Here is a 23,703-nt window from a genome sequence, read left to right as displayed (position 1 = left end):
CTTCGGATTTATTACCTACTTACTCCTCTTTTTCGCAAAAAAACAAGCGCCAAAAACGGCGCTTGTCATACATCATTTTTATACCCTAACTTACTCCTTAAATACACCATCTTTCGTTACCGTTATTCTCTTATCAGGTGTCGTTGTATCTCTATTGATACACAATATTCTGCCATCATAGCTCTCTAATTTCCCTTCCAAATCAAGTACAATTACCCGCTTGGCTGAGGTGAAATCTCCCCATATGTCGCCATTTTCATCTATTACTGTCAACATATGACCTGTTTGATTAATAATGTTCATATGCTTTAATCACTTCTTTTCCCTTATTTTCTCTTGTCACCATTAGAGCATTAACTAATTTTTGGTGTAATGCCAATTCTTGGGACGCACGTAAAGCATTGGCGGTAATACTTGCTACAACGTATTCGACAAATTTTCCGTACTCACCACTTGCATGAGATGGTAATTCTAGCCCGTATCCTTCAAAAGCTTTTGATAAAGCAGAAGCATAGTAATCAGATTTTGAGCCACCATCGCTACAAGTAAACGTAGCAATAAGGCAAATATATTGTTCAGTTAGCTTAATTCTATCTTCACTCGCATTTTCTACAACAACAACTTCAGGAATGCTAAGTAATCTAGTTAATAATTCTTTTCCTTCATCAGCATTAAAGTTGTTTAAATCAACATCACGATTAATGTTATCAATCGCCTTTTTAATAATTAATTTTTCTTGTTCCATAATGATACCTCAATACCTCTCGTTTTTATGTATTTAATTATCACATCTAAGCTGATTTCTGCAAGTTCTGACAGATACTAATCTGTAATACCACTTTACGATTTTCTATATCTGTTCTCACTTCAGATTTATAACCTAAAAAAGCTAGGACTTGATTGCCCTAACCTTTTATGTTTGTTACGATACCCACATTGTTTGATATTGGTGGTTGAAAATATAATCTTATGTTTAAGAACGTCATAGAGGTAAGCCATGACTATCAGGGCCAAACTAAAGCTATTAATGATGCGGTAGCTGTTGGTGAAAAAGTAAACTCCGCTAATAGTCAATTAAGCACTTTAATTTTTAGTTCCATTCCATTTTTAAAAGGCATTCATAAGATTCACCCGCATAATTAGCACATTCGATGTGATTAATTGCAATGTCACAAACTTTAAGTACCTCAAATATTTTTTCGGCATTTTGTAATCTGATAATATCATCAGTTTCTACATCGTTTTCAAAATTCCTTAGATATAATTTATAGTCATGATTCAGTTGATTAAATCGTTTTAAATCACTAGCCGTAGGCTGTAGTACATCTGAATCAATGCAACTATATACTTCTTCAAGATGTGTCCTTAATATTTGCCAGTCACGTAGACTAATATTATTTTCCTGTTCGTACTGTTTTTGTTGTTCCTCATCCATCAATGTGTACACATCGTCATTAATTGAAGGAAAAATATTGTAAAAAATCATAAGATCGTCTGTTAAAACATCATCATAAAAAGTAATATCATCAAGCCACAAACTTCCATAATTTGCCATTGTAAATTTTTCCTTTCTATTATTGTAATTTGCCATTTTAATTTGCTTATCTCATTTTCTTAAAAGATACTGTATCAAATTTATCTGTCTTATTATCTATGATATTATTTGAAATATTCTAGTTCATCACTTACATCAACAATTGCACAATGCCAGTTAATATTAATCTCAGGGTCTCTCATTAGTAAGTCAAGTTCTTTTTTAGTGAAAATTGTTTGACGCTTTTCAGGGTTGCTATCATCCCTCATAGTTCTTGTCTCAGGATAATCACTCCAATGACTGGTAAACTCATATTCTGTCAACCAACTATCTTTGATTTTGGTTTTCTTTACTACTAACCACGCACTAGGCGCAACCATAACAGCATTCTTCTGCATTTCTTTTTCCTCGTTTTATTAGATTATAATTTTATTATTACATTTTGGAAACATAGTGGCAAGTTTCAACAGAGATGACACCTCGAACAATTTTCTTCCATTGGGACACTAAATTTTTTTGATACTTTTAATATTAGTTAACGGAATGATTACTTTGTCACCTTTTTTTGTTGAGAATGATAATATGTCCTTCTCAACTTTATATTTATGTGTTAAATAACGCCAATACTCTTCAGACGACCTTAAATATCGTTTTACTTCTGTCGTTTCAATACAAAACATAAATCTATGTGCTTTTTTCGTTCGTCTTCTATGCACCAGAACCACCTCTCATTTCCTTCTCAATTGGAGCAAAACCTTTTATCAATGTTTCATCAGGGTCAATTCCCATAGTAACTTCAACTATCATGACTGCAACCATCGTATCTTCAATATAATGACCTAGATCAAGATAATTTTTTGCAAGAGCATTGCTAAGGGAAGAAATCATGGCTAAAAACATGTTTGTAGCTTGTGTTGCGTTGGTTTTTAAAGAAGATTGTATCGTCTTATTTTTTAGGGATGAATAATCCTCGTTTGAAAAAATCAAATCTCTAGTCAGAGAAATTACAATTAAATTAATTTTAAATTGGCTAGTATATTTTTTTAATTGTTCCACTTTTCTTTCATCCACACTTTGTTTAATACCTCGTACATTTTTGGCCAAACGTTCTAATAATATATTTTCCTTAATATTTCCTCTTGCTTGCAACCAGTTATTGGTTATCATACTTTTTTCTTTAATCCCCATTAAAATTTCCGCCTTTCTAACTTTATTAACAATGCTCAATATTCTTTTGTTACTGTTATTATAGTATTTTGACCTCTTTTTTGGTTAAAACTGACAAAAATAATTACTTTTAATTTATTTTATTAAATTGTAGTAACAATATATTCATTTTAAATGTTTTACTTTTTATTGTAGAAAAAAACTAGAAAAAATACTATAATGGACTTATCCATAAAATAACTTTTCAGATACATTCTTTTGTGAACCAATAGATCTAGAAACCACGTTTATCGTGGTTTTTTTGTTTACCATCCTAACTCTTGATACGAGCTATCATAGTACCACTTATAGTACCACCGATCATCCTTGACATGTAGATGCTCTATAAGGTTTCCATTCCTATCCAAAATGTTGTAGTACCAGTCAAGGTGGCCAACTTCGTCTCTTGTAATCACCACCCACCAGATAATATCCTCCGTCTTTGTACGGTCAATATTACGTTCTTCAAAATCTTTTAAATTATGCTGATTAAGGTAGCTATCAAACATTATTAGGAGAGCTCGATGATTTTCAACCCCAGTAACACTCAAAGGAATAAGGTGGGTTCTGTCCTGCCGATTTCCGCTTCTTGTACTAGGGAGGTTACTTAACTCATTTTCCCCTAGTTCTCCATCTGCGACAATATAACTTTCTAATTTTTTTCGTTCATTATTTGTAACACTTGTAGTTACTCTAGGAAACATACCTGCAAGTTGTGCATTGGGACTGGGGTTAGACTTTTTCCACGCTTTTTCAAAAGCTTCTTCTACTGAAGCCATATTTCGCATATCAATATGTTTTCCTTCTAGTCTATTATATAAGTCAATCCCACTTCGACTGTATCTGAATCCTTTCCCTCTCTCAATATACATCCCTACAACATGAACTCTATCTGTATGCTGCCAAACAACCGTCCCATGTTTCTCATGTTCAAGCAGTAGTAGCATATTTTCTTTATAGGTTAATGGGAGTTGAATATGCTCTTTTATAAGCGTTGGCTCACCGTTTATTCGTTTAACCATCTCTAGAAAGTTATTTTTAGCCCATTCCTTACTGACTGACTTAGCGATAATATCACCTTCTTTTCGTTGTTTTCACCAATTATAGCTTATTAACCAAGACTTACAACTTATGACAACTCAAAAATCCCCCTAAAAATAGGGAGATTCTTTTACTTTTTAGACTAGCATTTTTTCTTTTACTTTTTCTTCAGGTAAAGTAGCAAAATCACCATCCGTGCCATTCACAGTTGATAAAGCATTACCTGAATGGCGTTGTTTTTTAGATGCTTCTGCTTCCTGCTTTTCTTCATCTTGAGCAACTTTACCCTTGAGGCTATTAAGAGTAATCTTGAAGATTTTCTTGTTTTTAATTGTCATGGCAGGCACACCTTTATTGAAGACATCAAGGCCAGTAATCTTCTCGTTTTCTTCGTTTTCGATTGCCCACTCAGGATACTTGCGACATAAAGCTACAAGATCGTCCATAGAAATATCGGAGGCCGGCATTTCTTCTTCAGTAGGACTTTCGTATGTTCCAGAGTCAACACCTATATCGTTTATATCTTCTTCAGCCATAGCGATAATTTCTTCTCTTGTGGCAACGTACTTGTGAACGCCGAATAACTTAGTTAAAGCATCGTTAAGGTCATACATTTGATCGTCTGTCAAGAATGGACTATTTCCGTGTTCAGGGTTGTTTACACCGTGCATGATTGAGTAGAATTCACCGGGTTGTGCAATCAAGTCAGCTGGAATATTTGAATCAGGTAAGGCAATCTCTGCTTCAATCCGTTCTGACACGCTAAGAGAAATACGACCAGTAACGTTTGCCATAATTTTCCCGGGTAATTTTTCTTTTCTGGCGGTTTGGTTAGCTAACATTAAGCGAACACCTGTACTTCTTGCCATTTTAGTAATGTATTCTATTCGGTCTGTAACATTATACTTGGTGTAGTCGTCACCTTTCAATTCGTTATCCCTATCAGTAACTGCTGAGAACTCGTCGAAGACAAACAAGATTTCTTCCATTTTTTCATCAGGGAACTTTTTGTTAAATTCAGCAAGCTTAGATACCTTACGTTCCTTCAATAAGGCAATACGTTTACGAACTAGCATTTCAACATAACGCACTAAAGCTCGTGTGTACTCAATATCTTCTGAACCGTCAGCAGGTTGTGCCATAACAAATGGATTAGGGTGTTCTGCATCCCCATCTGAGCGCATAAATTCAAAAGAATTACCTTTACCATCGGCAAAAAGTACTTTTACATCTTCAGGAGTAACAGAATTCATCATAGAGAAAAGGATATTCATGATTGTAACTGTCTTACCAGATCCCGACTGACCAAATATGGCCATATGGGGATTAGCGTCTCCTAATTCAACATATATGACCTCTCCGAGAGCGTCAACCCCTGCAATACCCGAAATAAGAGTTTTCATCCCTTTATCACGTTTTTTAACCATTTCAGCGAAATCAACAGGGATGTTAATCGGTTCAGTTGCCCCGACACGCTGATTAGCAATTGAAACTGTTAGCATACCTGCCGAAGAACTAATAATTGGCTCACCTGCAACTTTAAGGAATCCTGCCATTTTCTTTTGTACATCTTTCCAATCATTAGGTAAATCAGGGTCACGAGGTAAAGTAAATTTGTAAATCGCTTGTGATCCACCTACGGCCACACTATCAAACGTAGCGTGAATTTTATTGGAGTTAAGAGCATTTTGAACATCATTAATTCGTGAGTTAGCAATTTCGATAGCTTCTTTGGTAGCTTCTTCAATAGTGTGACCAGTTTTTTCATCAACCGGAGCAGGCAAAACAGAAGAAAGGTCAAGGTTATTCCTAGCTATAAATTTAGCTTTCTCAACAGAAGTGTCACGTTTGTATTTATACTTAGCATTTGTTCTGATGCGGTCATACATAGAATAAGGTGTTAAGTGAATGAGATATCTGAGTGTATTTGCGTATGCTAAAAAGAATGTTGTTAGCATCCCACGCCCACCGTTAGTTTTTTTATTTTTCGGATCAAATGGATTAATAAAAATATCTTCCCACGATCCTAGATAAGCACCTGCATGATAGTTTACGTCACTATCGAAAACAAAACCGTTATCTTTGATGTTGAAAACTGGAGTATCTTGAAATTGAATGAACGGCTCATCAACCCGACTACCAAAATTCTTAAGCATATTTTGAATAGAATTATCTGTTTCGGTTTCTCTTGAGCGTAATACAACGATTTTAGCATGGCGATTGTTACGATTCCCCCCTACAGTTTCAACTTTAGAACGGGTATTACGCATTGCCAATGCTACTTGTTTTTTGGTCTGAGTAGCGGATGTACCACCCATTCCATCTTCAAATTTCTTTCCTTTTTCATCCCGTTCTTGAAGGGCATCAAAGTAAGAGTCATTGATATTTTCTTTAATTTTAGCTACAAATAATCGACTTGTAATGTAGTCAAAAGCAGGAGTGGCGTACCCTAACATATATTTCATAGTTAAAAGAGGATGTAGCAAAGCGTATGATACAATAATGTTCGCCCCTCTAACGAAAGCAATTCTTTGATATAACGACCAAAAGGCGATAACTGTAGCAATAGGATAAATAATACATATAGCTCTAAAGTAGATGGGAAACCACTTTACAAAGAAATTCTTGACTATAAGAATTGTTTGCCCAAATTTAGTACTAAGGAAGCTTCTCAAAGTTTCATCTAAGGTTGTTTTAGAAGCTATTGTGTACCAGATATTCCTTATAGCATCAAAAAATCCCATGCTCCGTAATGTGACGTAAATTATAACAACGATTGCAACTAGAATACCTATTTTTATACCTGTACGATAAATAGCATCTAAGTCCGTCCGCTTATAAACGACTTTGATTACTTGCAAGACTCCAAAATATGACCCAAAAACGATACTAAAAGGAGCAACCCAATTTAAAACAAAATCAATAAATGCCTGATTCAAGCTAACTCACCTGCTTTCTTTTTTGCCTTTGATTCTCTTTCTCTTGTAACAACTTCTTTACCGTACTCTTTGAGAGTTTGAGCTTTAAAGTTTTCTTCATCAAAGAAAACAATGTAAGGCATCTTAGGTGTTTCCTCTTCATCATGAATATGAGCGGTCATTTCTCGTAGCTTAGCCTCATGTTCAGGATTATTGACAATCATTACATACCCGCCATTGTCTGTTTTACCAATTTGTAGCTCTCCGTTTTTGGATAGCTTACTTATTTTTAATAGCTTAATAGGCATTTTATATGGTATTTCAGATAAAATATCTTCGTCTACAGATAAGGTATATTCTAATTCTGGAGTGGGATGCTTTTTAAATACTTTAAGGTTGATATTAAAGTTAAAACTTTTCTTTTTACCTTTATTCTTGTCCTTAGGAATTTCTCCACCATTTTCTTTAGCTTCTTGTTCTAAATTCCATTTGTACCATGCACGGTATTCCTCAATATATGATTTAAGGCTTAGTACTCCATAAAATACGAAGGCTAGAGCAATCGGTATCATAAACCATGCTAAAAGCCATTGAATGCGGATTAGTAACATAAATTGCCAGATAATCATATCTAAAGTGACAATAACTTTAGATACTACACTTTGATATAGCAAATATTGAACTCCAAAAGCCAGTACCAAACAAAAAATAATACTTAACAAACTTGTGAGTCCAAAAGTAATGTACCGCTTATAACCTAACCGTCCACTTACTACATTAAAAAAAAGCATATTTTCGATTGTAACTAGCAACATTATAATAAAAAATGTTGCCACATAACCGACCACACCCTGACCAATAATACTTGTCATTCTGTTACTACCTCCCTCATAATTGCCACCATCCCACCCTACACATTTTCTTAATTACTAAGAAAATATTGTGTACTAAATCTGTTATTGCAGGTCTGCCCCTTGACTAAAGACTTCCTGTAATTCCTTGTAAGATCCATGTTCAATAAAAGCCTCTCTGTACTCCCAATTCCCGTTAACTGCATCTAGGTTAACTACTGTAGGAGTGTACAGATGCGGGTAAACAATTGTCATAGGGAAATTAGCTGTTAACCATCGTAAATCGCTTTTACTCATTTTACTTACATCAACCATAATGTAACGGGTATGATTATTCTTCATGCTTTTGTATTTGTAAAACTCGTGTGTAATTTTACCTTCCCACTTTTTGCAATCTTTACAGCCAGTTTTTTCAAAGACAAAAGTAACTTGTTGATGGTTTTTCATTGCATTAGCTAGTTGTTTTTTAGCATCTGCAAAGTTAGTATTTAACTTGTCATATTTAGAAAATGCTTCAACTGGATTACTGGTATTGTCAAAAATTGAGGCTTCATCATGCCCAAATAAAATTCCCACTCCAAATCCTAAAACAACAAGTCCCCCAACAATCATATATAGCGGGAAAAGTAACCTTCGATAGCTTTGAGCTTCTATTCCTGCCATGTACATTCTATCTTTCAACTTCATAATAATTACCCCCGTTTTTTGCGTTTACTTTCCCTAAATGCTCTTCTCAGCTCAATCTCTGGCTGACTAACATTAAAGCAACGTTCTTCGATGGGCCTTTCTGAATAACTTTCTTTAAAGCCATCATAGAGTAGTCTATCTCGTAAGAACTCGTAGGTAATCGCACGCTTAGGCTTGTCAAAAGTGTGATAATCCATAAGTTCTTTAAGAGATGTTTCAGTAGTCTCCGACTCTTTAAATCCTCGGTTAGTTAGCCATAAAGCAAGTCCAATCCAATTTTCTTGACCATTCGTAGCCTTACGCTTTTTTCTACTGATTTCGATAGTATTATCATCTCTACTCTCAATTTCCTTACGGTATTGCTGTTGCTCTTTTCTATCCATCTCGGCAAATAATCCTCGAGTTTTGCCCGGCTCACTCGGTAAGTGTTTTTTATGTTCCGTTTTTGTTGGATATAAAGTTTCTGTAGGATTGATATAATCGGCGTTTACCACATCTTTTCCCGGATTTGTTGTAATAACTTCTTCTGTTTTTTCTTGTTTACTTAAGTCTTCTGCTTGTTGAATTAAACTGATTCCATCCCAGATCAAGTTATTATCATCTTGATCATCTTCCTTAGCTAAAAATCCATGTTCAAATAGATACCAATCAATCATTCCACGATACCCTGAATTAACCCCTAAATCTTCATTTAGAGCTTCTATAATGTCGTTCGTGGTAATTACACCTTCTTGAGGTTTAAGTCGTTCTTTGAGCCAAATATCCACATATTTTCGCTCTTTAAATGATAATTTAGTAAATGCCATTCTTGCCATACGTTTTTTTACTGCTAATGCCATCCAAGTCACTCCTCTCTACTCTATCTCCAATAGCTTTGGCGGTACTAACTACGGTTTCTTCCATCAGATTTTTTTTAGGCTTAGGTACAGCCATATGCTTATAAGTTAATCGTTTTTCCTTAGCAGGAATGATTATCTCCGCTTCAATATGAATCAGAAAAATAATCACAATCAAACCATAAATAGTCATCACAAAATCTACTGCGTCATGCGCTCCTAAAATAACGTATTTCCCTATCATGATTAAAAACGTAATAAGGTAGCCGTATTCTAAAGATGAAAAGATTCTCTTTCTCTTAGCCAATTTTTGTTTAGCCAATAACTTTTTATTGACTAGACTAGGTCTTGATCTCATAAAAATCTCCTCTTTCTGCCAATCACTCAATCTAACTTTTATTCATTAATGGGGTTAACTGCTGTAAACTTAGCGGATTCACGGTTATAAGTAACTGTGTAAGCTTTTCGACCTATTTTTTTACTTCCTTGTGTAGTTAATTGGTACTCAACTTCAACTACACCGTTAATATTCGGGCCATCCACATTAGTTAAATAAGACTTGATATTTACTAACTTAGAATGAATTCCTAACATATCGAGAGACTTAGCACTATCTTCACCTTCACCAAAAAGCTTTGAATTCACTAGAATACTGTCATCGGCTAAAGGTTTAGCCTTACTTTTTCTTGCAAGGTAACTTTCTGATCCATTGTAGTAGTAGATAATTCCAAACAATTTTCTAGTTTGATTCGCTAAAGTTTCTGTAGCTACAATATTTGTTCCTAAAATTCTAGCCTCTTTATTACCATTAACACTTACGTATCTATAAGTTTCTTTTTTGACTTTAGATTGTTTTTTCTTGTACTCTTTATACACCACTTCAACATTAGAGTTACTTTCATTTACGGCTTTATTAGACGCTACCATCTTAACTCGAAAATAAATGCCTAGGCTCAACAGTAGAATTAAAGTTATAGATAAAAAGATAATAACAATATTTTGCGTCTTATTACTCATGTTCATGACTACCCGTACCTCCTTCTACCACTAAGCTTTGATATCTAATATCGGACTGAATTTTATTTTTAACGTTATAATCAAAAGTGTACAGTGCCTTTTGGTTTAAATTGAAACCCTCTTTAGAAAAACCATCAGGCAATTTGTAGTCAACCATCACCATTACAGGTAAAGTAGCTTTATCTACATCGTACTTTCCGAAAGAAACAATAACCTGATTAGCCTTTTCTACTTTTGGATAGGCTTTGCCTTCACTAAAAGTAGGAGCAGTATTGTTAAATACCGTACCTGCTAATGATGCTCCTAAAAGGTTACGCGTATTATTAGCATTCTTATTAAAATCTTCCTTTGTCTGCGTACTATAGGCTTCATTAAAACCATCAGTCAGTTTTTTACGTAAATCACCTTGAATGGTATCAAGGTTAATACCTGCAACTTGCTTTTCTAATTCTTTTCCATAATCAGAAACTTTTAACTCTTTTCCTTGTTTTTGGTAGGCTTTAATCTTCGCCTTATTCACTTCGATTAATTTTTGATTATTGGAGATTCCTTTAGGATATTGCGTAATTGCAAAAACTAAAGCACATAAATTTAAAATCCCTAAAATGACTATCATTGCTCTTTTCACTAAAACCCTTCCTTTCTTTACCACCATCTGTTAGCTTTCCAGAAATTCAAAGCCTCAACCCAACCGCCATAACGTGATTTTGCGTATTGGTCGGCCACTTTATCTTGGTGAGCAGGAGATAAGTCACCGCCTAATTTATCAAGCGTTAATTGATATGCACCGTAAACGTTAGGGTTAGAAGGATTTCTGGCTTGATAGTTACCACCAGATTCATGCTGAACAATAAATTGGCGTGCTTCTTCTTCCTTCTTAGATAATTTCAAAGTAGACTTGCCACCTTTGCCACCGTTATCTGATCCCCCATTTTCAATACCTTCTTTAATGGTTTGTTGCGGATCTAACCATCCACCGCTTGCGTCGAAAGAGTGAGAAACGGCTTCATCAAAATCCTTAGTGGTGATACCTAGGTGCAGGTGTTCAGTATCACGAATACCGATAACATCCCCCGTATCGACTGTATCGCCAACCTCTACTTTAATATTGCTCCTCTGTGTAGCAAACTCTTGATAAACAATGCTTAAATTGTCGTCACCCTTGGTAACTACATACCACTCTAGTCCACCGGCATAATCAATTTTTACAACTTTGCCACCGTGAACTGCGTGAACTTCGCTACCGGGGTGATCACTTGACCCAAAATCGAGCCCGTCGTGGAAACCGTTTTGTCTAAATTCACCACCGGGATGAACACCAAATAGTTGCCCCCCTGCAAATGTTCCTTCACCAACATCAGGAAACGGCCAATCCCAAGTACCCGATACTTGCTTGTCTGAGTCTTCTTTTGCACATCCATTTTCATCGTTAGATGTATCTTCTTCTGTTTCTACCGTACCTAATGAACTTGAAATATCTTCCGCTCCATAGTACTTAGCTAAACCAGACTCGATATTAGCTTGGTATGCCGAAGCAGATCCACCTCCAAAATAATTACCAGCTTGTAGGTGACTTACATACTTACTAACGTCCTTACCAATCTTCTTTGTTTCTGAAACTGATCCACCAAGCATGTGACCTAAAATAGTAGCATAGGCATTAGCAAACTGTGCGTCATCCTTGAATTTAACAAAGTGGCCATCGCTTGTACCGTCCTCTTGAACGACACCACCATACTTTTCCCCACCAGGATTTCCTGCTAAAATAGCTGTCCAATCTCGATATTCAGCAATGGATTTCATCCCTGCCAAATCAGATTCAGATTTCCCGGCAACACCAAATTCAGCGTTCATTTGCCCGTAAATAATACCGGGGTCAATTCCTAATGTCTTACCAACTTCTTTAGCAATCTTCTTTGCCCGAGCTTGATAACCTTTAGGTTCACTCCATTTCATTTTGAAATACGGAACACCATTACTCCAAGCTTCATCAATCGAACCGGGTTTTAGAGAAGAACTGGATTTTGATGGGGAACTACTTGACTTTCCTATACCAACAGGTTCAGCGAAAGTAATATCATTGCTTTCGCCTTTATATGTTGAAAATTTACCTTTCACAACCCCCTTATTATCTCCCATTGAAATAACCTCAGTATCTTCACCATGCCAATCTTCTGCCAAAAAAAGGACGTGTGTAGAACTAGCAGCAATGTCTCCTGCCTTAGCGTTTTCCTTGCTAACTTCTTTGAAATTTTTATGCGCACCTTTTGCATCGGATGCCATAGCGCCTGATGACGGTGCAGGGTCAACACCCTTAACACCTGCCATAGTTAATACCAACGATACGAACGTAGAACAATCGATAACCTTACTGTCATCAACATCATCCGCAGACTGTGGGATGCTCCCATTTTTTCCATAATTTTTAATTGCACGGTCAAAACCGCCCAACTGGTACTTATCTTTAAATTTACCTACTAAACTTTCGGCAATTCCTACTATATCGCCCGTGCTTTCGCTTGTATCTTCTTCCGTATCTGTTTCGCATAATTCCCTAGCAGTACTTGATTCACCTAAGGCAAGTGCTGTTGTAGGTTGCGCTAGCGTAGTTCCAACCAATAAAAGTGAAAAAGATATACGGGATGCTAGTAATACTTTATTTTTTTCTTTGATAATCATGTTGTCCTAATCCCCCCTTTATCCAATTCGATATTCGTGCTGATAACAGAACTAATTCTGTCATAGTTGCGGTAAACAAAAAATACTCCGGGATATCTTTGTGATAATTGTCCTTTAGCAGTTGTTGGTAAATTATTAAACCACGGAACATTCACAAAATCATGATCCGTTAAGCCACCAATTATCAGCAAATCTTGAGCGTTTAATTGACCTGTAAAACGCTTAAAAGTTTCAGGATTTACCTTATCATTCCCTGACTCTTCAAAAACAACAACTTTACCAACGCCTCTTCGTTTCATAATATCTCTGTACTTGAGCAACATCTTTTCTTTGATGTCAACCGCATCTAATCCGTGAATAATAACGGATTCTCCTTCTAAAGCACGATTGACAACATAAGCCAGAGTATTAAGTAAAACTGCCCCTTTAACCCGTTTGTCATGAGATACACCTGATAAATCGTAATAAATATTTCGTTGGTCACGAGTATAAACATCAGGTAGTGTAGTCGTAGTATCAAATATCATCTTGTTCTTTTTAAATAAAGTATCCATTGTGCTATATAAGTAATCCGCCCTGTCATGAGCCTTTTCCCCATCTGCTTTACGCTTTGCTACATTATTCAGTAAAACTGGTAAAAATGCTTTCATTGTTGGAAATTTATCATGGTGTTCATCAGCTAAAATCTTTTGTGCCGAACGTGGATTATTTTCTGGATCGTCTGTGTAGATACCTGATCCCTTTGCATTGTTAATATACCAGTACAGTAATAAGCGATCTAATTCCGAACGATAGAATTTACCTTCATCTGTATCTTCATCAATACCGGCTAAGAGCATCATCATGTTAACTGTCTTCTCCATAGATGCTTCTGCATCGTCTTTAACGGTTTCTGGTGTCCCAAAAACTTCAAGGGGGTTAATAGATTCATGTTTCATATCGAAAACTAAGCTATCTGGCAAAATATATGAGTAGTTATTTAGCAAGATATGGTGAGTTCGTTTCCCGTAAATCCCTTGTTTCTTATCTCCCAACCACAGTGCTTTACCTAATACAGTGGCCATGGTTGATCCGCCAAATTCTAAGGGGCTTGGCTGAGTACCTAAATTGTCGAATTTAACATTTGCTGAAGTATCACCCGAAAAGATAACAGCATTTCGAATATTTGCGAGGTTCAAGCGAGCATATTGGTTAGGAATAATCGAGTTTATATCCCGTCCAATGTTTTCACCATCTTCGTCCGAAAATCCTGAACTAGGTAAGAGTAAGCGAGTGGCACTCACTGATAACATGGAAGAGGTATGCCTTGCATCACGTATAGGAGCATCAAATAAGTCTCTCAGTGTTTCTAATTGCAAACCGGTCTTACGAACGAGCATAACGCCTTTAAAAGCATCATTCTTGTATGCGTCTCGTAATTCTTCAAGAGCTAACTCGATATTTTCAGGACTAGAGGCTTTAACTATTAAAAGTAAATCCTCATCTACAATCGTTTCTTCTTTACCTGCTAATATACCTGCAAGCTGTAAATCACGTACACGTTGACTATTTTGATTTTTTTCTCTAGCATTGGTTGTTTCTTCTTCTGAATAGCCTTCTGAGTTTTCGTTAATACGATGTGAAATGATATCTTGTTCAGTATCCTTATCCATCCCATGTTGACGAGTAATAAAGATGAATTCTCCGTGTCTGATTGTATCTCTTGGAATAACATTATTTAACCAACCGATGGGAGCAGGATTATTCGTACCGTATTCAAACATTACATCAAAGACAGAGATGACGGTGTTCCTACCCACAAATAAGTAAGAGTCATCGTCAACATACCCAAATGGTGAGGTAAAACCAGCTTCCCCATTGAAACCCGTATCAAGTTTCCGCTTCAATTTTTCCATTCTTTTCTTGATTTTTTTACGTTCTTTTTTTGTCGTAACAGTTTCAAGCTCAGCTTCTAACTGCTTAATTTCAGCGGTGATTTCACGATTGCGCTTTTGCCTTTGTATTTCTTTTTCGGAATCAGTTAACTTGGCATCGTCTTTCTTTCCTAGAATCCCCCTTAAAATACTATTTATCCCCTTTGTTACCTCATCTTTTTCTACCTTACTTCTTTTGTTAAACACTTTTTTCACGTCCTTTTACATATAAATTTCCTTAATGGCCTTCTTAAGTTCCGCACCCGATAAACGGTAGTAGCCAACAACTAAACCATTTCTAAACTGAATTTCTAAGCTATTCATTCTCTTTTGAAGAATTTCTAAAGAAGGAGCGGATAAAACCATCGTAGTTACAATTTTTTTATTATTAGAATCTCTAATTGATTTTTGGTAACGTCTATTTCGCTCAATAATCATTGCTTGCGTTGCGTTATCTGGTAATTCTAATTTGGTTGCTTCAACTCTAGTGATACCGACCGCCGTTGTTAAAGTAGTATCACGTTCCAAGTTAGCCAAAACATTTGCATCTAAATTAGCATATCTTTCTAGCTCATTATCAAAAGAAACTGGTGAATAAACCCCTGTTACTGAATACAACGCTAGATAGGTAATCCCGTCTGCAGTATCTCGTACTAAAACATCTTTAGTATCAACATTTTTAGCAAATCTAAATGGGCGTAACTTTTCAGGTGCAATAGTTCTTCCAAAACGATCAAATCTCCGTCTTAAAAAGTGAGTACTTACTTTGAATTGCATACCTTGACTAGGATTAACAAAGAACACTTGTAAAGCAATACCTATAATGCTCAGCATGAAAATAACTAAAGCAGGGATATTTTGTAGCAAAATCTCAGTGTACTTTGATCCTATGATAAAAACTACAAATACCCCTAATAGAACTACTACAAAAGACATGACAATAGTCCCCCATGTTGAAACTAAAACGTCACCTAAAGCTCCTATATGATCTGAAATAATTCCAAATCTTTTTAACATATCTGAACCTTTTGCTCTTAACGGGAATTTGTTACCACTATATGCGTACTCTTTTTGATTCTTTTCCATACCTAAACTTCCTCTCATATTTATGAAATTTGCACTAACCATTATTATTTTGGAATAAATACTTTTAAATAATATTTGTTAATAAAAAATATTATTTTTAGATATAAATTAATCCTAAGAAACAATTATTATTCCTAAATAATATTGGTTAATACAAATTAACAAAAAATAATTTGTATTAAAAATAAAAGGACAGGAGCGTCTTCCTCCTGTCCTTTTACTTAGTCACTAATCAGTGATAAAAACGGTTTTAGTTGTGCCATTTTCATCTGTATATTGACCGACATTTTCCCCAGTTCGTAAAATGCTATAAGTTTCACCATTAGGCAAAGTCTTATTGAACGAATTTCCGACAGCAGTACCGTTTGATGATACCTTGTAAATAGTATTCTCTTTATCAGAAGGCTCTTTTACACTTGTGGTACTTTCGGCGGTACTCGATGAACCATCGCTAGTCGTAGAGGATGAACCAGAAGTCGAGGATTGTTTGTCAGATTTTGACTTACTTTCTTTATTTAAATTTGAGTGAGATGTTGACGCTACAACTTCTGATTGTTGTTCTGACGATGTTAAGTTATGCAATACAGCATAACCGCCAATCCCAAGTCCACCAATGATTGCGATGGATGCAGTCACCTTCAGCAAGTTGCTAGCCCAAGAAGATGATTTCTTTTCGGACTCTGGTTTGTTTTCAACAGGCTTTTCACTTTCAGTTTGCGCTTGTAATTGTGCTTGTTGCATTTGTTGAACTTGCATCTGCTGTGTTTGAGCTTGCGCTTGTTGTTGCATTATCATATTTTGTTGCATTTCTTGAAAATTCTTAGCTTCTAAGGCCTGATACTTTTGCTTTTGCTCTTTGAGTTCATTTTCCTTAGCTCTAAGATTTTCCATAATTGCACTAATTTGTTCGTCCTTGTCCTTCAAGGCTTGCTCATGGGCTTCATTCATCTTAATGATTGAGTCATTTTGAGCATCAAGTTCACGTTGCTTCTTAGCATTTTGCGAAGATAATTCAGTGTTTTCTTCTTGTAGTTTCCGTGTCTTGTTTGCCACATTTGATGCCGTTTCAGCTTGTACTTCTTTTTCAAAAGTATCACGCAAGTTTTGCATATTTTCTTGCATAAGAGCAATTTTTAATTTAGCTTGCTTAACCTCATCTTGTGATTTTTCTTTTTCAGCCTCAAGAGCCTTATATTGCTCTGACTGATCAAAGTCAAATTGCTTGGCTAATTCTTCCAACTTCTTGATTTCTTTTGCGTTTTCTTTATCATACGCTTCTAAAATATCTTCAATTGAAAGATCATCTAACGCATTATTTACTGCTTTATTTTTCAACGCAACAACGTAGTCCTCATAATTTTGTTTATGTTTCTTACGTTCTTCATCATTTAAACGGGCGCTCTTAGCTTGATTAATCTCAATATTTTTGTTGAGCGCATCTAAGTTCTTAGAGTCAAATTCTGCTTCCAAACTGGGTTTCATTGAATCAACATATGCCCGTTTACGTTCGTCATACTCTCGTTGGTATTTACTTTGAATTTCTGCATTAGTTTGTTTTTGACGGATATCAATGTCTGCTAAAGACTCTTCTAATTCAGATTTTGCTTTATCAAGCATTTCTCGTAAATCAACGTTCTCTACTCTCGATTTAACTTCAAGATAACGATTGTAGACAGACAAAATTGTCTTGTACCACTCATCATTAACTCGATTTGAATATGCTGTAATTTCATCTAACAAGTGCCCCTTGATAAAGGGATCATATTCCGGTACAAAAGGCTTCCCTTCTGCTTGTTCAACCGCTTCGGTTGCACGTTTTAATAAAGTATTATCAAATTCTGGAATATTCTTAATGCTTGTGTCTACTACCTCTGGTTTAGTTTGTTCACGCTGTTCCTTACGACTATGAACTACTTCCTCAGTTGGTGTCTGTACTTCGTTTTCGCTATCTTTAACAGAATTACTTAGCAAATCGTCTAATTCGCTAGTTGCGTCTGTACTTGATTCAGGTGGTTCAGGCACTCCTACTGAACTAGATAATAGCTCTCCACCTTCAGGAGAAGAATAATTCTTCTCAAAAACAGCATCAATATCAGCATTTGCTAATTCTTGATTATCTAAGAACCAACCAATAAGTTCTGCCATATCTTCCAGAGTAAAACCATCTTGACTCTTCTCAGCATCCCCGCCAATTTCAATAAGTGCTTGACGGTTGATTTCCAAACCATCCCCATAATACTTAGTATCTTGATGGTTATAGACAACGAACTTAATACGTAAACTATTACCTTCGTCTTCAAGCGAGAAAACAATATCTTGAAAGACACTATCTAATTCTTCAATAATTGGTATCACAATGGCTTTGCTATCGCTAACCTTAACTAATTCAACACCTGCATCCTCAATGGCGTTTGTAAGCGCCTCATAACTTTCAGATGCAAGCCTCGAAATAAGCAAGCCATACTGTAAGTCTGATTTGCTCACGAAACCCCTTCTTTCTTAAAGCATTTGTTATTTTGTTGGAACAGAATCCCCAACGTTCTTGAATGTTGAAATAATTTGATCTGCACCCCAGTAAAGGAAAATTGCTCCAACAGCACCTGTAACGATACCTACAACGATCGCTCCCCAGTCTTTGGATTTCCCTTTACCTTTAAAGCCTTCCCAGAAATCTCCAACTCCACGGGCAATAAGGGCAAAACCGACAATTAAAAGGAGTAATCCTAACACCCACTTACCAACGTTATTAATTAATGACGTTGCATCTAACATTGGTAAAGTTGTTAAAGTAGTAGTTACGAATTCTGTAGTTAAAAAATTAACCATAAGTCAACCTCTTTTCTATAATTGAATTACCTTTATTTTACAATTACTTTTCCTTTTTTTCTAGTAGTGACAATAATTTTGTTGAAAAAAAGTTATTTTTTATTTTATTAAATTGCGAAAAAAATAATAACTAACGTTGATAACGCTTGATATTATTGACTTCTAACGATGTGGATTCTCGTGGGAATATTCCAAAATTAATACCATTTTTTACCTTGCCACTTGCTAGCATTACCACGGCCGTTAAAAGCATTGTCATTTTCAGGTATTCCTCCAAATTGATACCAAGAAGAGTTAACCCATGTTTTGATATAATCAACATCCGCTTCAAATTCAGAAAAGGCATTATTCAAAGCGATGTACCCCTTGTCTTGCGCTTGTAGTAAACGTACCGTACTTTGCCATATTTTAAGGCTATATCCCTTTTTTGTGCGTCTTGTTCCGAATTGATTCAAAATATCTGTTAATTGCAGTAAGAGTGATTTACACTCTTCACTAGCCTTCGAGTGACGAGGCTGTTTAAACTCGATTGAAGGTGAGTTGTAGGTATAAGCTAATTCATTGATTCGAGGAACATTTAAGTACGTATTTTGAAATGATCCTCTGCTATATTCTCCAAGCTCAACAATAACATTTTCAGGCATACCTACATTCGCACTAGGGATTAATTGCTCTACATCGGGAACTTCTGGTAATTCGATAAAATCAAACTTAAGATTATCTTTCCGCCAGTAGTTAGGATCAGATTCAAATAATTCTTTTGCCTCTACCAGTTCTTTGTAGATATCATCTACATAATCAGTTACAGGCCTACCGCTAGTATCTTTAGCGTAATCATCCGCCCACGATGAAACGTTGTTAAATGGGATTTTAGGGTAAAACTCCATTGCATCAGCTCGTTTAAGCAAACTGATAATCACATCACGATTAGGAGTGAAGGTGATAGTCGCTTTTTCGCCTTTACCCGTTACCTTGTAGCTATAAAGATTGCTACAGGGAACATTAGCATAACTGTTTAAAATCGACATAGTTTGCGACATTTTTTTTCGGTCAATCGGACTCTGATTTATTTTGCGAACAAATTTAGTCATAGCACTAAGATTGCTGAAAATTACAGATTTAGCTACCGACAGTTCATCGCTAACTTTGTCAATATTTTCTGCATCGTCATAAGTCAGAGAGGTTACCTGTCGCACTAAACTTTCTACTCGTCTAAGACCTCGATTGTAAGTTTCTCTCGCTTGCTTAATCATAGATTTTTCAAGAGTGACTGCGGGCATAGCTACTCGTCTTAAGTCGTAATTAATCACAGTTATATCCTCAGTTATTCTAGAACCTTCTTGCAAGCGTAAAAAGTTACGGACAGAGTTTCTCCAAATTCTAACTTCATGGTCATTATTTTTCTTGTCGCTTTTTGCGTTTAGGAGTTCTGTCTTTAGCGCAATAATATCCTGAAAAAGTGATAGCTCCTCTGCTACTAAACTTGCATATTTACTTGATGATGCCATTAATTAACCTCGTTTCCCTGCCATTTTTCGATATAAATCATTAATCCCTTGGGCGTCTTTTGGACGAGCAGGGACATTTGCATTATAACAGTTTTGGAAGGTTGATAGCATTGATCGGTAAAGGTAATTTTGTAAATTAGATACTTTTCCAGAGCGCAAGCGGTTATATACGCTTCTCAAAGTTTTAGCAACTTCATCTTGTACAGATTGATCTTCAAGGAAAATGTCGCATGATAGTGTTTTTTCAACATAAGCTTTGGCATTCATGATTGTTTTGACGGTAACTTCTAATTCTTCCATGGATGTAGACCATAATTTAATCAAGTTAATAGTTTCTGGACGTAGTGGGGTTAACCCGCCTTGTTGGTTACTCATAAAGCTTGTAGCATGTTCCAATAAATCTTGATTTTGCAGTCTGATTTGTTCTTCGGTGAATTGTGGCACAGAAGAAACTGATTTTTGATTTTGTGTTTTGGCAGAATCTCCCTTAGTATCTATATAGTATCTATTAGTATCTAAATTATCTAGATATAGATAGAGTTGGTTTTGCAAACTTCCTTGATTTACCGGCATTTCTGGGAGTTTGTTTTTTAAACTTCCTTGATTTACCGGGGTTTCTTCGGAAGTTTGTTTTTTAAACTTCCTTGATTTACCGGGGTTCTTTGGAAGTTTGTTTTTTAAACTTCCTTGATTTAACAATGTTTTCTCTGTATTTTCGACAGAATTAATGCTGTTTTTTTCTGTAAAGGGTGTTTCTTTTTCTAGGAAAATTTGACTGTCAGAAAAATCTGATGCAGTTGGTTCTGGGAAAATTTGACTATCTTTTGCTCCGTTAGCAAGGTGGTACTGATAAACAGCTTCTTGTTCCTCTAAGCTTAATAAAGCCAATTTTTCTCGATTATCGATGAAAAAGGTGTCTTTTTCAGTTACCTCTGGGCGGAGTAAGTATAATCGGGATGCTTGGTTAGCTTGTCGTTCTTGATAAAGTAAACCGTGATTCATCAATTCTTGTTTTACTTTAACTGCCTTGTTACGTTTGCATCCCAACAGATTTTCGAATTGTTTGATTGTGTACACGAAGTAAATTCGTCCTTGTTTATCAACCCAACCATTTTTGGCAGAGTAGTTTTGCCGATCCATTAAAAACCCATAAGCAACTTTTGCGTGAACAGACATATCTTTGTATTTGGGACTAACGAAAAATACATCTAGAAGTTTTTTGAATTTTTCTCCGTATGTTGCTTGAACTGTATACGCGTTAGTTAAAACTGATTTTTTCATAATTTTCCCTACTTTCTATTAATTCTTATTTTTTTAAAACACGAAATAATATTAGTTGTTAATTTATAACAACAAAAAACATTAAATCTTATTTAGAAATAAATATTGTTATTTAAAAATAAAATCATTGCCTTTAAATGTTAATTTATCACTATTAACAACAAGGGCAATATGTGACAGAATTTTAACATCTCTTTTGTTGACTAAAAAAGTCATAGCGTGTAAGATGGTTGTAGTGGGATGATGTAACATCCCTTTTAAAGAAAAGTCCGAGAACAACTAGCGGACTATAAAATAGTTAGCAATTAAAATGTGAGACATGCGTGAGGCATGCGATTCTACCAACTGCTATTAGCAAATTAGCAATTGAATATTTGACTGTGTTACTAGCGGTTGAATATATGATTGTATTATTGGCAATTGGATATTTGATTATTACTAGCAATTGAATATTTAGTTGTGTTACTAATTTAGTTGTGCTACGTGCAAGTTATTGACCTTGCGAATAGATGATTTTCTATTGATTCTGTGGTGAGAATCAATAGTTTTGATTGCGAGTGGTATCGTAATCATGCAACGTATCTTACTGTGGTGGTAAAACGTTGTTTCTTTTGATGAAATTTTGGTCTGGCTGTTTTCAGCCAGATTTTTTTTGACCCAAAAACTTCTTTGTTATTTCAATATAATCATACACTTTATGTAAAATTAAGACAATTACTTTTTTAAATATATATATAATCGGAAAATATAATAATATATATATTCAGATTATTTTTTTAAAATAGAAATAAAAAATATTTATTTTTAAAAACGCTGTTATATAGCCTCTTTTAACTACTTTTTCTAAAAAAATACAAATTAAAACGATTATTTTTTTTATTTTTAATTGTAAGTATTGTAATTCTTTTTAAAGTCGTGTTATTATCAACATATACACGAATAACAAATAACGAAGAAAGAAGGAAAAGTGTATGAGTAAAAAGTTTCTTTCTCCAACTACTGAATTGGTAAATCGTAAAAAGATGTACCACTCAAAAAAAGGTTGGATGGTTGCGGGTATTACTACCGCAACAGTTACAGGGATGGTTCTTTTAGGAACTGTCAATGTTGCTAATGCGGATGAAGCTACCGGAACTACAGGAGGTGCTACTTCTTCTGAAAGTGGTAACGGTGCTACTACATCCGCTAATGTCACAACTCCATCAGCAAACACTACTGCGGTTACTACTGCTAGTGGTTCTACTAATAATGGGGATGGCTACAGTGTTAACGTTGATAACTCCGGCTTACAAAGTGCGGTAGAAAAAGCAACTGCAACCGGTGTTCAAGTTACACAAGGCCAAACTACTTCATCTACTGTTACTGCAGATCAAGCGCAAAGTGCTGTTGATAGCATTGGAAATAGCTACAAGCAACAAACTGCACAATTACAAGAAGCTACAGCTAAACAGGAAGCTAAGAATAAGGCTTATGCAACAGATACTGCTGATGCGTCCGCTACAAATGCTTCTAACAAAGCTAAGGTTGACAAGGCTGTGCAGGACTTCAAAAACGTTGGTGGTAAAGTAAAGGAAAACACGGCTGAAAACAAGAATACAGTTGCTACAATTGATAACTACGACAAAGTTAAGGCTGATGTTAATGCTAAGACTGACACTGTAGTTAATACTTTAGAAAAAGCAACTGCACAAAAAAATGCCGAAAATAAAGTTAAAGCTACGGTTGGTGATGCGTCTGCTAAGTTAGATGAAGCTGTCAATAGTGCTAAGCAAGTTTTAGGCGAAAGCAACGTACATCAAACAGATGATGTTAGTGCAGGTAAGGTAACATCCGACAGTGCAGAACAGATCTCAAACAAAATTGAATCTGACTATGCAAGTCAAATCAAAAACATTACCACTACGGTTGAAAAAACCAAATCAGCAACAGAAGCTGTTGGTAGTATTGACAAGTCAAAACTTGAACAGGCTGTAAAAAATGCGCAAGGTATTTTAGGAAATGACAACGTTAAACAAGGTGAAACACAAAAAATCACCGCTACTGTAGATAATTACAAAGATGTTGTTACTAATGTACAGCGTGATTATAATCAACAAGTGAAAACCATTAATGATACAGTGGCTAAGTATCAAAGCGACAAAGCTCAGTACGATAAAGACTTTGCAACTTATAAAGAAAAGTTAGCTGATTACGTTAAGAATAAACTTGGCGGAGATTGGTCTGCTTCACAAATCGAAAATCTTATTAAGAATGCTCAAGGTAACTTAACTTACTTGTCATCAGGTAACAAATTTCTTAGTGCAGATTTGTCTGGGTTAGA

The 23,703-nt window shown here is 35.5% G+C and carries 21 protein-coding genes; 1 reads left to right on the top strand and 20 read right to left on the bottom strand.

Annotation, left to right across the window (positions count from 1 at the left end; all coding sequences use genetic code 11):
• Positions 1 to 90 precede the first annotated feature (90 nt).
• The 20 genes from FC36_RS07505 to FC36_RS07405 all read right to left on the bottom strand — a co-directional run bounded on the left by FC36_RS07505 (position 91) and on the right by FC36_RS07405 (position 21,383).
• Complete coding sequence (locus tag FC36_RS07505; RefSeq protein WP_025021057.1) at positions 91 to 303, bottom strand: hypothetical protein; 213 nt, start codon at positions 301 to 303, stop codon at positions 91 to 93.
• A complete protein-coding gene (locus FC36_RS07500) occupies positions 290 to 745 on the bottom strand; it encodes a hypothetical protein (RefSeq protein WP_025021056.1) in 456 nt (151 codons plus the stop codon). Before FC36_RS07500 ends, FC36_RS07505 begins: the two co-directional genes overlap by 14 nt.
• A 345-nt stretch (positions 746 to 1,090) precedes the next feature.
• Complete coding sequence (locus FC36_RS07495) at positions 1,091 to 1,591, bottom strand: hypothetical protein (RefSeq protein WP_155889601.1); 501 nt, start codon at positions 1,589 to 1,591, stop codon at positions 1,091 to 1,093.
• Positions 1,592 to 1,659: 68 nt separating this feature from the next.
• Positions 1,660 to 1,932 (bottom strand): hypothetical protein, encoded by a 273-nt coding sequence (locus FC36_RS07490; RefSeq protein WP_025021054.1) that lies wholly within the window; start codon positions 1,930 to 1,932, stop codon positions 1,660 to 1,662.
• A 310-nt stretch (positions 1,933 to 2,242) separates the two neighbouring features.
• Positions 2,243 to 2,722 carry a hypothetical protein gene (locus FC36_RS07480; RefSeq protein ID WP_056986816.1) on the bottom strand — a complete coding sequence of 160 codons (480 nt, stop codon included), beginning with the start codon at positions 2,720 to 2,722 and terminating at the stop codon, positions 2,243 to 2,245.
• 284 nt (positions 2,723 to 3,006) lie between these two features.
• The gene (locus FC36_RS07475; RefSeq protein ID WP_155889598.1) at positions 3,007 to 3,528 is read right to left on the bottom strand and encodes a hypothetical protein; all 522 of its coding nucleotides are present in this window, start codon (positions 3,526 to 3,528) and stop codon (positions 3,007 to 3,009) included.
• 390 nt (positions 3,529 to 3,918) lie between these two features.
• Positions 3,919 to 6,237: an FtsK/SpoIIIE domain-containing protein gene (locus FC36_RS07470; protein WP_162149504.1), complete on the bottom strand. Its 2,319-nt coding sequence runs from the start codon at positions 6,235 to 6,237 to the stop codon at positions 3,919 to 3,921.
• 479 nt (positions 6,238 to 6,716) lie between these two features.
• Complete coding sequence (locus tag FC36_RS07465) at positions 6,717 to 7,571, bottom strand: hypothetical protein (protein WP_025021049.1); 855 nt, start codon at positions 7,569 to 7,571, stop codon at positions 6,717 to 6,719.
• Between the two features lie 84 nt (positions 7,572 to 7,655).
• Positions 7,656 to 8,237: a hypothetical protein gene (locus FC36_RS07460; RefSeq protein WP_025021048.1), complete on the bottom strand. Its 582-nt coding sequence runs from the start codon at positions 8,235 to 8,237 to the stop codon at positions 7,656 to 7,658.
• A 5-nt stretch (positions 8,238 to 8,242) separates the two neighbouring features.
• Positions 8,243 to 9,076 (bottom strand): hypothetical protein, encoded by an 834-nt coding sequence (locus FC36_RS07455; RefSeq protein ID WP_025021047.1) that lies wholly within the window; start codon positions 9,074 to 9,076, stop codon positions 8,243 to 8,245.
• Entirely contained in the window at positions 9,030 to 9,431 is a 402-nt protein-coding gene (locus FC36_RS07450; protein ID WP_025021046.1) for a hypothetical protein, read from the bottom strand. Before FC36_RS07450 ends, FC36_RS07455 begins: the two co-directional genes overlap by 47 nt.
• Positions 9,432 to 9,469: 38 nt before the next feature.
• A complete protein-coding gene (locus FC36_RS07445) occupies positions 9,470 to 10,096 on the bottom strand; it encodes a hypothetical protein (RefSeq protein WP_025021045.1) in 627 nt (208 codons plus the stop codon).
• Positions 10,083 to 10,745 (bottom strand): hypothetical protein, encoded by a 663-nt coding sequence (locus FC36_RS07440; RefSeq protein WP_025021044.1) that lies wholly within the window; start codon positions 10,743 to 10,745, stop codon positions 10,083 to 10,085. Before FC36_RS07440 ends, FC36_RS07445 begins: the two co-directional genes overlap by 14 nt.
• Positions 10,736 to 12,769 carry an aggregation-promoting factor C-terminal-like domain-containing protein gene (locus FC36_RS07435; protein WP_056986815.1) on the bottom strand — a complete coding sequence of 678 codons (2,034 nt, stop codon included), beginning with the start codon at positions 12,767 to 12,769 and terminating at the stop codon, positions 10,736 to 10,738. The genes FC36_RS07440 and FC36_RS07435 overlap by 10 nt, the downstream gene beginning before the upstream one ends.
• Entirely contained in the window at positions 12,766 to 14,889 is a 2,124-nt protein-coding gene (locus FC36_RS07430) for a hypothetical protein (protein WP_025021041.1), read from the bottom strand. Before FC36_RS07430 ends, FC36_RS07435 begins: the two co-directional genes overlap by 4 nt.
• Before the next feature lie 15 nt (positions 14,890 to 14,904).
• The gene (locus tag FC36_RS07425; protein WP_025021040.1) at positions 14,905 to 15,768 is read right to left on the bottom strand and encodes a hypothetical protein; all 864 of its coding nucleotides are present in this window, start codon (positions 15,766 to 15,768) and stop codon (positions 14,905 to 14,907) included.
• Positions 15,769 to 15,996: 228 nt separating this feature from the next.
• Positions 15,997 to 18,252 (bottom strand): hypothetical protein, encoded by a 2,256-nt coding sequence (locus tag FC36_RS07420; RefSeq protein ID WP_025021039.1) that lies wholly within the window; start codon positions 18,250 to 18,252, stop codon positions 15,997 to 15,999.
• A 27-nt stretch (positions 18,253 to 18,279) separates the two neighbouring features.
• Positions 18,280 to 18,594 carry a hypothetical protein gene (locus FC36_RS07415; protein WP_025021038.1) on the bottom strand — a complete coding sequence of 105 codons (315 nt, stop codon included), beginning with the start codon at positions 18,592 to 18,594 and terminating at the stop codon, positions 18,280 to 18,282.
• 197 nt (positions 18,595 to 18,791) lie between these two features.
• Positions 18,792 to 20,102 carry a hypothetical protein gene (locus FC36_RS07410; protein ID WP_025021037.1) on the bottom strand — a complete coding sequence of 437 codons (1,311 nt, stop codon included), beginning with the start codon at positions 20,100 to 20,102 and terminating at the stop codon, positions 18,792 to 18,794.
• Positions 20,103 to 20,105: 3 nt separating this feature from the next.
• Entirely contained in the window at positions 20,106 to 21,383 is a 1,278-nt protein-coding gene (locus tag FC36_RS07405) for a replication initiator protein A (RefSeq protein ID WP_025021036.1), read from the bottom strand.
• A 971-nt stretch (positions 21,384 to 22,354) separates the two neighbouring features.
• On the opposite strand from FC36_RS07405, the gene FC36_RS07400 reads away from it, so the two are divergent.
• Positions 22,355 to 23,703 (top strand): hypothetical protein (locus FC36_RS07400; RefSeq protein WP_156409550.1); only part of this gene is annotated, 1,349 nt, incomplete at its 3' end.

It is taken from the genome of Ligilactobacillus equi DSM 15833 = JCM 10991 (assembly GCF_001435735.1).
GTDB classification, from domain to species: Bacteria; Bacillota; Bacilli; order Lactobacillales; family Lactobacillaceae; genus Ligilactobacillus; species Ligilactobacillus equi.
Note: the sequence above shows the minus strand (reverse complement) of the source record. Positions and strands in the feature narration are given on the sequence as shown.

Coding starts and splice junctions, on each gene's coding strand:
- FC36_RS07505 (WP_025021057.1), bottom strand. CDS start 303: ATGAACATTATTAATCAAACAGGTCATATGTTGACAGTAATAGATGAA.
- FC36_RS07500 (WP_025021056.1), bottom strand. CDS start 745: ATGGAACAAGAAAAATTAATTATTAAAAAGGCGATTGATAACATTAAT.
- FC36_RS07495 (WP_155889601.1), bottom strand. CDS start 1,591: ATGGCAAATTACAATAATAGAAAGGAAAAATTTACAATGGCAAATTAT.
- FC36_RS07490 (WP_025021054.1), bottom strand. CDS start 1,932: ATGCAGAAGAATGCTGTTATGGTTGCGCCTAGTGCGTGGTTAGTAGTA.
- FC36_RS07480 (WP_056986816.1), bottom strand. CDS start 2,722: ATGGGGATTAAAGAAAAAAGTATGATAACCAATAACTGGTTGCAAGCA.
- FC36_RS07475 (WP_155889598.1), bottom strand. CDS start 3,528: ATGCGAAATATGGCTTCAGTAGAAGAAGCTTTTGAAAAAGCGTGGAAA.
- FC36_RS07470 (WP_162149504.1), bottom strand. CDS start 6,237: ATGTTAGGGTACGCCACTCCTGCTTTTGACTACATTACAAGTCGATTA.
- FC36_RS07465 (WP_025021049.1), bottom strand. CDS start 7,571: ATGACAAGTATTATTGGTCAGGGTGTGGTCGGTTATGTGGCAACATTT.
- FC36_RS07460 (WP_025021048.1), bottom strand. CDS start 8,237: ATGAAGTTGAAAGATAGAATGTACATGGCAGGAATAGAAGCTCAAAGC.
- FC36_RS07455 (WP_025021047.1), bottom strand. CDS start 9,076: ATGGCATTAGCAGTAAAAAAACGTATGGCAAGAATGGCATTTACTAAA.
- FC36_RS07450 (WP_025021046.1), bottom strand. CDS start 9,431: ATGAGATCAAGACCTAGTCTAGTCAATAAAAAGTTATTGGCTAAACAA.
- FC36_RS07445 (WP_025021045.1), bottom strand. CDS start 10,096: ATGAACATGAGTAATAAGACGCAAAATATTGTTATTATCTTTTTATCT.
- FC36_RS07440 (WP_025021044.1), bottom strand. CDS start 10,745: ATGGTGGTAAAGAAAGGAAGGGTTTTAGTGAAAAGAGCAATGATAGTC.
- FC36_RS07435 (WP_056986815.1), bottom strand. CDS start 12,769: ATGATTATCAAAGAAAAAAATAAAGTATTACTAGCATCCCGTATATCT.
- FC36_RS07425 (WP_025021040.1), bottom strand. CDS start 15,768: ATGGAAAAGAATCAAAAAGAGTACGCATATAGTGGTAACAAATTCCCG.
- FC36_RS07415 (WP_025021038.1), bottom strand. CDS start 18,594: ATGGTTAATTTTTTAACTACAGAATTCGTAACTACTACTTTAACAACT.
- FC36_RS07410 (WP_025021037.1), bottom strand. CDS start 20,102: ATGGCATCATCAAGTAAATATGCAAGTTTAGTAGCAGAGGAGCTATCA.
- FC36_RS07405 (WP_025021036.1), bottom strand. CDS start 21,383: ATGAAAAAATCAGTTTTAACTAACGCGTATACAGTTCAAGCAACATAC.